This window comes from Streptomyces pactum (assembly GCF_002005225.1).
GTDB lineage: Bacteria > Actinomycetota > Actinomycetes > Streptomycetales > Streptomycetaceae > Streptomyces > Streptomyces pactum_A.
In genome coordinates this window covers 5,546,628-5,557,546 of sequence record NZ_CP019724.1, presented here as the reverse complement: position 1 = coordinate 5,557,546, position 10,919 = coordinate 5,546,628, and the positions used below count along the sequence as shown (strand labels likewise).

At 69.4% G+C, this 10,919-nt stretch carries 12 protein-coding genes; 11 read left to right on the top strand and 1 reads right to left on the bottom strand.

All coding sequences use genetic code 11. The annotated features are described in order from the left end of the window. The first annotated feature begins 128 nt into the window (after positions 1–128). The 7 genes from B1H29_RS23725 to B1H29_RS38205 all read left to right on the top strand — a co-directional run bounded on the left by B1H29_RS23725 (position 129) and on the right by B1H29_RS38205 (position 5,773). The gene (locus tag B1H29_RS23725; protein ID WP_055417014.1) at positions 129–1,031 is read left to right on the top strand and encodes a ribokinase; all 903 of its coding nucleotides are present in this window, start codon (positions 129–131) and stop codon (positions 1,029–1,031) included. Beyond that, a complete protein-coding gene (gene rbsD, locus B1H29_RS23720; RefSeq protein WP_055417015.1) occupies positions 1,028–1,417 on the top strand; it encodes a D-ribose pyranase in 390 nt (129 codons plus the stop codon). The genes B1H29_RS23725 and rbsD overlap by 4 nt, the downstream gene beginning before the upstream one ends. A 406-nt stretch (positions 1,418–1,823) precedes the next feature. Further along, entirely contained in the window at positions 1,824–2,156 is a 333-nt protein-coding gene (locus B1H29_RS23715) for a hypothetical protein (RefSeq protein WP_107095243.1), read from the top strand. Between the two features lie 44 nt (positions 2,157–2,200). After that, positions 2,201–2,512 (top strand): pore-forming ESAT-6 family protein, encoded by a 312-nt coding sequence (locus B1H29_RS23710; RefSeq protein WP_055417017.1) that lies wholly within the window; start codon positions 2,201–2,203, stop codon positions 2,510–2,512. Between the two features lie 96 nt (positions 2,513–2,608). Further along, positions 2,609–2,998 carry a DUF6507 family protein gene (locus tag B1H29_RS23705; RefSeq protein WP_055417018.1) on the top strand — a complete coding sequence of 130 codons (390 nt, stop codon included), beginning with the start codon at positions 2,609–2,611 and terminating at the stop codon, positions 2,996–2,998. Continuing rightward, complete coding sequence (locus B1H29_RS38210; protein ID WP_055417019.1) at positions 2,995–5,151, top strand: hypothetical protein; 2,157 nt, start codon at positions 2,995–2,997, stop codon at positions 5,149–5,151. Before B1H29_RS23705 ends, B1H29_RS38210 begins: the two co-directional genes overlap by 4 nt. Then, positions 5,132–5,773, top strand: coding sequence for a pentapeptide repeat-containing protein (locus B1H29_RS38205; protein ID WP_055417020.1), 642 nt, complete (start codon positions 5,132–5,134; stop codon positions 5,771–5,773). The genes B1H29_RS38210 and B1H29_RS38205 overlap by 20 nt, the downstream gene beginning before the upstream one ends. A gap of 165 nt (positions 5,774–5,938) precedes the next feature. Here B1H29_RS38205 and B1H29_RS38200 read toward each other — a convergent pair whose 3' ends face one another. After that, positions 5,939–6,169 (bottom strand): hypothetical protein, encoded by a 231-nt coding sequence (locus B1H29_RS38200; protein ID WP_055417021.1) that lies wholly within the window; start codon positions 6,167–6,169, stop codon positions 5,939–5,941. A gap of 650 nt (positions 6,170–6,819) precedes the next feature. Between B1H29_RS38200 and B1H29_RS23685 the strand changes: the two genes are divergently transcribed. Genes B1H29_RS23685 through B1H29_RS37555 form a run of 4 tightly spaced genes read left to right on the top strand, consistent with a single transcriptional unit; the run spans position 6,820 to position 10,905 of the window. Further along, the gene (locus B1H29_RS23685; protein WP_234392957.1) at positions 6,820–7,704 is read left to right on the top strand and encodes an immunity 49 family protein; all 885 of its coding nucleotides are present in this window, start codon (positions 6,820–6,822) and stop codon (positions 7,702–7,704) included. Positions 7,705–7,728: 24 nt separating this feature from the next. After that, positions 7,729–7,992 (top strand): hypothetical protein, encoded by a 264-nt coding sequence (locus B1H29_RS23680; protein ID WP_055417736.1) that lies wholly within the window; start codon positions 7,729–7,731, stop codon positions 7,990–7,992. A gap of 16 nt (positions 7,993–8,008) precedes the next feature. Then, a complete protein-coding gene (gene eccD, locus B1H29_RS23675; protein WP_055417023.1) occupies positions 8,009–9,397 on the top strand; it encodes a type VII secretion integral membrane protein EccD in 1,389 nt (462 codons plus the stop codon). Between the two features lie 14 nt (positions 9,398–9,411). Then, positions 9,412–10,905, top strand: coding sequence for a hypothetical protein (locus B1H29_RS37555; protein WP_107095227.1), 1,494 nt, complete (start codon positions 9,412–9,414; stop codon positions 10,903–10,905). Positions 10,906–10,919 lie beyond the last annotated feature (14 nt).

The window sequence follows — 10,919 nt, the reverse complement described above, 5'->3', positions numbered from 1 at the left end:
GGGCGGCGCGCGGAAGTGCACGGGCGGGCGGTCACGGCGACCGCCCGCCCCGCTCACCGGGCTTCACTCGGACACCCACCCGGGTTCACCCAGGTTCACTCGGATTCACTCGGATCGGAGAGCGATTCATGTACGACTACGACCTCCTGGTCGTGGGGTCGGCCAACGCCGACCTCGTGATCGGCGTCGAGCGGCGGCCGGATGCCGGCGAGACGGTGCTCGGCTCCGACCTGGCCGTCCACCCGGGCGGCAAGGGCGCGAACCAGGCGGTCGCCGCCGCCCGGCTCGGCGCCCGTACGGTCCTGCTGGCCCGGGTCGGTGACGACGACTACGGCCGGCTGCTGCTGGACTCGCAGCGGGCGGCCGGCGTCGACACGGTCGGCGTACTGGTGGGCGGGGCGCCGACCGGCGTCGCGCTGATCACCGTCGACCCGTCCGGCGACAACAGCATCGTGGTCTCGCCGGGCGCCAACGGCCGGCTGGCCCCCGGGGACGTCCGCGCCGCCGCGAGCCTCTTCCACGCGTCCCGGGTCGTCTCCACGCAGTTGGAGATCCCGCTGGAGACGGTCGTGGAGGTGGTCCGGAGTCTGGCGCCGGACAGCCGCTTCGTGCTGAACCCGTCGCCGCCGCGCCCGCTCCCGCGCGAGGTGCTGGCGGCCTGCGACCCGCTGATCGTCAACGAGCACGAGGCGAAGGTGATCCTCGGCGACGCCTGCGTGAGCGAGCGCCCCGAGGACTGGGCCCGCATCCTGCTGGCCAAGGGCCCGCGTTCGGTGGTCGTGACCCTGGGCGCCGAGGGCGCACTGGTGGCCTCGTCCGCGGGCGTCTCGCGGGTCCCGTCCGTGAAGGTCGACGCCGTGGACACGACGGGCGCGGGCGACGCGTTCACCGCGGCGCTGGCCTGGCGGCTCGGCACGGGCGAGTCGCTCGCCGAGGCGGCGGCGTACGCGGCCCGGGTCGGCGCGGCGGCCGTCACGAAGCCGGGAGCGCAGGCGTCCTACCCGACGGCGGCGGAGGCCGAGGCGTTGTGAAGAAGGCCGGGATACTCAACCGCCACCTGTCCGGCGCTCTGGCCGAACTCGGCCACGGGGACGGGGTCCTGGTGTGTGACGTCGGCATGCCGATACCCGACGGGCCACGGGTGGTGGACCTGGCCTTCCGGGCCGGGGTGCCGTCCTTCACCGAGGTGCTGGAGGGGCTGCTGGCCGAGCTGGTGGTCGAGGGCGCGACGGCGGCGGCCGAGGTGCGGGACGCCAATCCGGCGGCGGCCGGTCTGCTGGCCGGCCGCTTCCCCGCCCTCGCCCTGGTCCCGCACGAACGGCTCAAGGAGCTGAGCGCCGGCGCGCGGCTGGTCGTCCGCACCGGCGAGGCACGGCCGTACGCGAACGTACTGCTGCGCTGCGGGGTGTTCTTCTGAGGCGACGGCCGATCAGGCGCGGGACGGCCGGCGGACGGGGCGCCGGTCCGGACGGACCTCGAATCTCGAAGGGGCCCGGTCCGTCGACCGGGCCCCTTCGGTTCCCTCCCCTGTACAGGACCTCTCAAGTCCCCCCCGGGTCCCCTCCCAGAAGTCCTGACGCGAAGTACGACCCGCGAGGTGCGGAGAGGGTTGCACGGATCTCACGGGAACTTTCCGGCCGTCCGCCACAGGCATGGGCAGGAGGCGCACCGGCGTCGTCCCGCCCGGGTCGCGGGGCACGGTCCTCCCGGTCATGTCCGGATCGCGTCACGTCCTGATCAACGGCGTTGCGTTCGCAATGTGTTGTGCGACAGCATGTTCGAACGGCTTAGTGATGCGTACGGGACGCACGGGGGTGACACACGTGAAGTTCGACATGGGGTCCACGACTCTGTCGGACCTGGGCAGGAACACGGTCGGTTCGAGCACCGACCTGGGCACGCTGATCCGCATGCTGATCCAGGCGGCCGAGCCGCTGGAGGGCAAGTTCAACGGATCCGGGAAGGTCGCGTTCGACTCGTTCAAGACGCGCGCGGACGAGATCACCGCCGCGCTCAACGGGTCACTCAGCGCGATCCTCGAAGGCCAGGGCGGTATGGACACCGCGTTCGCCACCGGTGACACCGAACAGCAGGACAACGCGCAGCGGAACATGGGCGCGGCCAACTTCGACGCGGCCCGCTTCGGCGCGCGCTAGACCGCCGGCCAGGGCAGGACCGCAAACCACAGGGGGTTTTGACGATGGGCCAGAATCTGGACCGCCGCTCCTACGACACCGGCGCGTCGACCGAGGTGCAGGGCGGCTTGCAGGGGATCGTCGCGCAGTTGGAGCGTGTGCTGACCGACCGCGACAAGGCTGTGAAGGCCGCCATGGCCGACTTCCAGGCCGATGGCGTCTCCGACGAGTACCACGGCAAGGAAGTGCGCTGGAACCGCGCGGCCGACGAGGTGCGCAGCATCATCCAACTGGTGCGCACGACCCTCGAGGACAACGACGGGACGGCCCAGTCGACGATGGCGAAGGCCCGGGCGGCGGTCGACAACATCGGCTGACGCGGGGCGCGTCGGCGGACGACGGCACGCGAGAGCACGGGGATACGGGGAACGGGGAAACGGGGAAACGGGGAAACGGGGAAACGGGGAATCCGCATGACGGGGTGGGACATCTCGCCGTCGGGCGTGCAAGGCGTCCTCAAGGAGACGGCGAAGGCGGCCGAAGGTCTGTCGAACACCGGGAAGGCTCTGCAGGAGACGCTGCCGAGTGCGGCCGGGTCCGCCGGCACGATCCAGCAGGGCGGTGTGGAGAGAAGCGGGGTCCAGGGTCCGGTCGCGGCGGCGCTGGGCGAGTTCTTCACCGCCTACCAGGAGAAGCTGATGTACGTCGCGGTGCGTACGTCGAACTCGCTCAACGGGGCGGCCGGCGCCACCAACGCGTATGTCAAGGGTGACCTGGACATGGCCGCGCGGGCGCAGGCGAACGCGCTGAAGGAACCGGAGATCGACCTGCCGGGGGCGGGCGGGCGGCAGGGGGGCAAGTGAGCGCGGATCTGATCGACCCGCAGAACATCCCGCAGTTCACCGGAGACCTGGAGCAACTGGGCACGGACCACATGCTGTTGACGGGGGAGGCCCTGGTTTTCCGCCAGTCGGGCGCGGACGTCCACAGCCGGTTCCAGGGACTGTCGGCGTGCTACACGGCACCGGAGGCGGAGCAGTTGTTCGCCACGACGGCGCCGGTGGCGGCCAAGGCGGACGAGTTCGCGGACGACCTGGAGAAGGTCGCGGCGGCTCTCAGCTCGTACGAGACGGAGATCCAGCCGCTCGTGGCCAGGCTGAAGAGCCTCAAGCGGCGTGCGGAAACCTTCCGGCAGCAGATAGCGGGGGACGACGACTGGCGCGAGGACGACGACAACGTCCAGCTCAACAACGATCTGGTGCACGACGTCAACGCCACCACGAGCGCCTTCTGGCTGGCGGAGATCACCTGCCACAACACGATCACCGCGCTGGTGGGCGGCTCGACGCTGATCCTCGAGGACGGCGCGGAGAAGCGCCTCATGGAGCGCGGCACCAGCGCCTACGGCTTCACCGCCGACCTGCTGAACCAGTCCGGACAACTGCCCTGGGGCTCGACCGTGGAGAAGGAGCGGCACGGGCTCGACTGGCTGGGCCACCAGGTGTATGAGTTCGGCAAGGGGTTCGTCGTCGACGGAGTGTGGGGCACGATCCGGGGCCTCGGCACCCTCGTCGGCGTCGACGGCTGGGACGCGGCGGGCGAGGCGTGGAAAGGGCTCGGCAAGCTCGCGACCGGCGTGCTCATCACCGCGGTTCCCGTCGTCGGCGCTGCCTACTGGGCGATGCCCGAGGACAAGCTGCCCTCCTACCTGCGCGACTCCCGCGACACGGTCAAGGAGGCGGGCAAGGCGCTGGTGGCCTGGGACCAGTGGGGCGAGAACCCCGCACGCGCGGGCGGCGCGGTCACCTTCAACGTCCTGACGACCGTGTTCACCGCAGGCACCGGAGCCGCGGCGAAGAGCGGCACGGTGGCCCGCACGGTCGGCGCGCTCGGCAAAACCGCCCGGCTGGTCGACCCCATGACCTACCTGGGCAAGGCCGCGACGTTCGGCACGGCCAAGGTCGCCGACCTCTTCGCCGGCCTGCGCGGCGTGCAGGCGGGCGCCTACGACGACATCCTCTCCGGCGCGGGACGCGTCCAGCCCGACGGCAGCGTGGTGCGGGTCGCCGACGACATGCCGGTCATCCGCGACAACGTCGTGGAGTGGCCGGACGGCACCCGCCTGAACCTGGACGACGGCTCGGTCGTCCGCGCGGACGGCACGACGGCCCCGGCGAAGGTGGAACTGTCAGCAGCGGACCGGGACCTGCTGGAGCGGAGCCTCAGGCAAGACGAACCGGTTCTGATCCGTGCAGGGGATGACGCGGCGGCAATGACCGACAGGGCCGACCACGGCCCCGCCGACTCTCGTGCCGCTCACGAGAGCCCCACAGGCTCGGTAGGCTCAACGTTTCCGGAACACAACTCGCCCGCGATCTCTCAGCCCTCGGGTGGAGGAAACGGCAACGTGCCGCCTGGCCCGGGGCACGAGGTTCCAGGACAGAGTGGACCAAGTGATACCGGGCCATCGGACGCTTCAGCAGGGCGAGACCCGCTTTCTGAACGCGCAAATGAACCCCATCCAGAACTCACACGACAGGAAAAGGAGGATCACTGGGGCCACTTGGAAGGGGTCGAAGCCCGAAGCCCGTCCGAGTTCGACGCTCTCCAACGAGACCCCGACAAGAACGGCGGTATCTCCGAGCCTTCCAAAGACGAGGCCCGGGTCGGTCTGGATCTCCGGGAGCAGGGGCGCCTTCCGGATGACATCCAACGTCCTACGGAGGCGGATCGCGGTGAGTTCTACTCACCCAGCGCCAACAAGTACTACGACATCAAGGGTGTCCACTCCGACTGGCCTCCCTTCAACAACGTGCGTGACAAGTCTCAGCCGTTCAAGGGGGCATACGACCCTGCCAAGAACGACCGATGGGTCAAGAAGCTGCAGGAACAGATCACCGAGAGGCAGCGCGCAGTTATCCTGGACACGCGAAACGCAAATCAAGCGGCGATCGACGACATCAGGTCCATCGTCCGAAAGAATGGATGGGAAGACGATGTCATCTGGTACCCATAAAACCTGGGTTCCTCCCGTGGCTCCTCCAGACCACGAGGCGGCAATACGTCTTCAGGAGTGGCTGCAGGCAGGCGGCAAAAGTGGGATCGACATGATCGGCCTCGATCTGAGCGGAGCGGATTTTTCCGGAGGCATCTTTCAGGAGTCCTGGTTCACCGATGCTCAACTGGTTGGGGCCAAACTGATCGATGTGGATCTCTACCGCTCCGACGCCGAAGGGGCCGACTTCTCCGGGGCCGACTTGACGCGGGCGTCCTTGGTGCGTGTCAATCTCGATGACGCGGTGTTCCGGGGGGCGGTGCTCGATGGGGCGGACCTGGTCAAGGCCTCGCTGTACGGGGTCGACGCGTCGGCCGCCTCGCTCCGGGGAACCCGCCTCATGGGCGCCTCGCTGATCGATGTCGACTTCCGCAGCGCCGACCTCTCCCAGGCGGTCGTCCGCGAGAACACGTTCAAAGTGACTGTCGACGAGAAGACGAAGTTTACGGGAATGTCTGGCACTCTTTTCGGCCCTCTCCAACTGATCCACCGAGAGAGTCAAAGGGAAATCGGCGGATCCGATCTGGAGCGTTGGCTGCGGGAGCGCGGCGGCGATATACGTGTGCTCGACAGTCGGAGGTAACAGAAATTGCCGGTCATTGTTTCGCGACCCACTTCGGAGGGCGCAATCCGGCCGATGATGAGACTCGCACCCCATGACAGTCAGCAGGACCCGGCTTCTTCCGGATCCGGAGAGCGTCTGGTTCACCCCTCCACTGGACGGTCACGTGAGCGGAGGGCTTACGAACTAGAAAAATCCTTCGTCCCACACAATCAGCGATGCTGGCTTCCCGCCGAGTGACGAGAACTGGATCCCTTGATGGCCACCACACAACGAATCGACATCGACGACCCAGAAGTGGACATGGACGATGCGCAACGTCTGCTCCATCGGGGCGAGCCTTTCACCGGAGAAGTGACGGAACACCTCGGCGGCAAGCTTGTGAGCCTGGACGTGTATGCCGAAGGTGTTCAACACGGCCCGTCACGTGAATGGCACAAGGACGGAACTCTGCGATCGGAGGGCACCGTACGCGAGGGCCTGCCTCGCGGAGGATTCAGAGAGTGGCACTCGAACGGAACGCTGGCGTCACGAGCAGTGTTTGACGATGATGGTCTCACGCTCCGAGAGGACCACCAGTGGGACGAGGACGGACTGCCGACGAGAAGGTGGCATCTCGATGACCACCCGTAGACGTGCCGTAAGTATCTCAGCCGTCCAGGCCGCGACGCGTCCTCCCGAGCGGGTGCAAGGATATCAGTAATCCCTTTCCGCCCCGTTCAACTATCGCCGGTAGAGTTGATACGAAATCGGCGATGCCGAGTTGTAATCATGGTTTCGGGAACGCGGCAGCGATACACGCGTACCAGAAAGCGGGGGTAGGGGAATTGCCGGTCATCGTTCACTGGAAGGCAGCCACCCGATTCCGGACACATTCCGCGAGAAACTGAACACTCGCACGCTTGCGAGGATTCGATTCTACTTAAATCAGCAGAGGCAGAACGCAGGCTAGCCGACGACCTGAATGAGGCACTCGGAAAAGAACGAGTAGACTACGTCCTCGTAAAGGCCAAACCCGACGGCGCCGAGTACGCCGGATATGAAATGCTGCAGTTCAACATAAAGAAATGAGGCAATTGCACGTGGTGACGAGTGTTTCACGTCCTGAAATGGAGGGCAGCCACCCGATTCCGGACGCATTTCGCGAGAAACTGAACACGCGCACGCTTGCGAAGATCGAAGACCTCGAGGAGCACCCGGATAGCTTCGGGTTGACCTTCAGTAGCGCACTGAGTACGGCTAAGCTGCAGACCCTCGATGATCCCACTGCCGACGAGTTGGAGACGTGGGAGGCATGGGTGATGGCCATGCAGGTCGGGTCCGCGTTGTTCGCCTCGGCGACCGCTCCGGCGGGCTCCACCGTGCAGTGCATGATCGGCCATGAGGTGAGGACGATCCCCGCCGTCGGGGTCACCCATTTCGTCGATGCCGGGACCTGGCTGGAAGCCTTCTGGCTGGCTGTCGTCTGCCGGGACCAGGCGCGGATGACGCAGTTGTGCGAGGTGCCGATCGAGACGCTGCGGGCCTCTGGTGCCGTGTTCGAGGAGTACATCTACCACTGGGTGGACACCCTCCAGACGTACTGGCTGGAGCGACCGGGACTCGGGGACAAGCTCGTCGCCGCGTTCGACGGGACCGACCCGGACCGGCTGCGGTTTCTCGACCGCGAGACGATGCTCAAGGTCCTGTATCCGCCGATCAACCTGTTCTACCGCTTCATCGGCCAGGACCCCGACCAGTTCAACGAGGCCCTGATCCAGGCACTCCAACTGCACAAGGAATACTGGAACGCCGACCCGGACCGTGAGGAATCCGGAGAGGGCGACATCCCCCTTGCGATTCTGGCCCTCGCCTGTCTCGCCCATGACGCCGGACTGCCCATCGAGGTCGAGTCGGAGTATCTGCCCGAGCACCTGCTCAAGCGCACCTGGCTCGGCGAGTTCCCCACCTGACCCGACACGAGGTGAATGACCAGCATGTCCGCCCAGGACTACGACAGCCAGCTCCTCGAATCCGTCTCCGTACGGCGACGGCGGCTGCGGGACGCCCTGTTGTTCGGGGTGGAGCGGCAACGGCGGGCCGTGGACGAGCGGGTGGGGAAGGCGGTCGCCGGGATGGTGATCGCGGCCGTGCTGTGCGCGGGGTGTGTGGGGTGGTCGTTCGTGTCGCACCGGCTGATCGGGCAGAGCCCGTACTCCCCCGGCGTTTCTACGCCTTCCAGTAGTCCTACAAGCCGGTGATAGGTTCGCGAACGTGATGTCTACGGGGGCTCTGAGCAGGGAAACGACCGGTGGGCGGGCGGTGTTGAGCCGGGTCACGCTCGTCGGTGAGCGGCGGCGCGTCGACCTCGTGCTTCCGGCGCGGGAGCCGGTCGGGCTGCTGCTGCCCGAGATCATGCGGTTGCTGGACGACCGCGCGGAGGGGCGGCCCGCCTCACGCCACCTCGTCACGGTGGACGGCTCCGCGCTCGATCACGACAGCACGCTGGAGACGGCGGGCATCCGCGACGGCGCCGTGCTGCGTCTCGTCCGTGTGGAAGACGCCCCGCCCGCCCCCGTCGTGCACGACGTCACCGACGTGGTGGCCGAGGACCTCGGTCATCGGAGAGGGCTGTGGGGGCCCGCCGCCCGGCGGGTCACGGCGGGTGCCGCGAGCGTGGGCTGGGTGATCGTCGCCTCGCTGTTCGCACGTGCGCAGTACGACGACAGGGGCACGGTCGCCGCCGCCTTGCTCGCCGGCGCCGGTGCGGCCGCGGTCGCGGGTGCGCTCCTGGGGCGGGTGCGCAGGCACGGGCTCGGCGCGACCCTCCTGTGTGCCGCCGGCGCGCTCGGTGTGCTGGGCGTGTGGAGCCTCGTCGACGATCTCGGAGGGTCCTCGGCGGGCGCTTCGCGGTTCGCCGGGGTGGCCGCCGTGAGCGTGCTGGTCCTCGCCCTGCTCGGGCTGTTCACGCCGCTGGGGCGGGGCGGGATCGTGGGCGCCGGTGCCGTGGCCGTGACCGCCGTCGGCTGGGAGGTCGTCGTCGCCGTGCAGTCCGGCGCCGGGACCGCGGAGCAGCAGGCTCGCGTCGGGGCCGTTCTCGGCGTCGTCTGCGTGGTGGTGCTCGGTGTGCTGCCGCGGCTGGCGCTGATGGCGTCCGGGCTCTCGGGGCTCGACGACCGCCGGGCCGGGGGGATCTCCGTCAGCCGCCACCAGGTGTCCGCCGCCCTGGCCGCCGCCCATCGTGGTCTGGTGCTCGCCACCGTCACCGTGGCCGGGTCGGCGGCCGTGGCCGCCGTACTGGCGCTGCGGGTCCCCTCCGTGTGGACGGTTGCGCTGGCCGCGGTCGTCGCGGTGGTGCTGGCCCTGCGGGCGCGGGCGTTTCCGCTAATCGCAGAGGTGGTCGTGCTGCTGACCGCCGCGGCGGGCGTCGCCGTGCGGTTGCTGGTGGTGTGGGCGGAGCGATCCTCGGCCGCGGCACCTCTGGCCGTCCTCGTGGTACTGGCGGTCCTGCCGCTCGTCGTGCTCGCCGTGCAGCCGGCCGAGCACGTGAGGGTCCGGCTGCGGCGCGCCGGTGACCTGCTCGAATCGGTGGGGGTCATCGCGCTGCTTCCGCTGCTCGCCGGGGTGTTCGGTGTGTACGGGCGACTGCTCGACACCTTCGCTTAGGGGGCGCGGGGGGGATGACGCGGGGACAAGGCGATCAGTGGCGGGATCAGTCGTCGGCACACGGCGGGAGCGGCGACTGGCAGCGGGACGTGCTGCGTGAGCTGGGCGGCAGCTCCGCGGACAGCCACCCGGGTACGGCTGCCCGGCCCGACGAACCCGCGGGTACGGATACCCGGTCCGGCGACCCCGCGGGTACGGCCGCCCAGCCCGACGAACCCGCAGGTACGGATACCCCCCGGCCCGGCGAACCCGCGGGTACGGCCGCCCAGCCCGGCGAACCCGCAGGTACGGATACCCGGCCCGGCGAACCCGCAAGTACGGATACCCGGCCCGACGAACCCGCACTGCGGCTCGTGCACCCCGCGCCCCCGCAGCCCGCGGCCACACCGACGGAAGCCGGGCCGGACACAGGCGGTGACGCGTCCGGTCCGCACGGCACACCGGGCGACCCCGCGTCCCCGGGCCTCGGGTCCCGTGCCCGGACCGCCGACGAGCCGGCCCCGGAGCGCCCCGCGACACCCGCCGCCCCCGCCCCAGCCCCCGTCCCAGCGCCAGCCCCCGCCCGCGACCCCGGCCTCCCCGCGGCCCCCGCCCCCGAGTCCTCGCCCACCCTCGACCCCCGCCTCCTCCTCGCCCTGGGACGCCCCCTGCGCGGCGACTCCATGACCCGGCGTACGGGGCGGACCCTGCGCAAACTCACCTCGTCCGTGTCCCAGGACGTCGCCGAGCAGACCCGGATCGCGCGCGAGTTGCAGCAGCCCGTCACCACGGGCCGGGTGGTGGCCGTCACCTCCATCCGCGGCGGTGTCGGCAAGTCCACCGTCTCCGCGCTGCTCGGGCGCACCCTCAACCATTACCGGCACGACCCGGTGCTGACCCTGGAGGCGGACACCGCGCTGGGCACCCTGCCGGTGCGCATGGGCGCCGAGGCGGTGCGCTGGACGTGCGCCGACCTCGCGCCGATCCTCCACCCCTCCATGCGACTGACGGACGTGACCGGCTACCTGGTACCGGTGTCCGACGGCGGCTGGCTGCTGCCCGCGAGCCGGGGCCAGGTCGGTCCGCCGCTCGACATGACGTCGTACCGCAAGGTGACGCTGGCGCTGCGCCGCTACTTCGCGGTGACCGTGGCCGACTGCGAGACGCTCCCCGGCGAGGTGGCCCGTACGGCGATGGACACCGCGCACGCCCGGGTCGTGGTCGCGCCGACCACGGCGGAGGGCGTCGCCGCCACCCGCCAGGTGCTGGACTGGCTGGCACGCTTGCCGCACTCGGCTCTGGCCACGACGGTCGTGGCGCTGGTGTCGAACACCCCCGACACGCTCCTCGACGACAAGACGGCCGCAGGGCACCTCAAGGAGTCCGGCGTCACCGTCGTCACCCTGCCGTACGACCGTCACCTGGCCGGCGGCGGCCCCATTCGCACCGACCTCCTGGCGCACGCCACGCGACAGGCCGTGCTGCGGCTGGCCGCCGAGGTGATGGGGCGCGCGGTGAGGGTGCGGTGAGGGGGCGGTGAGTG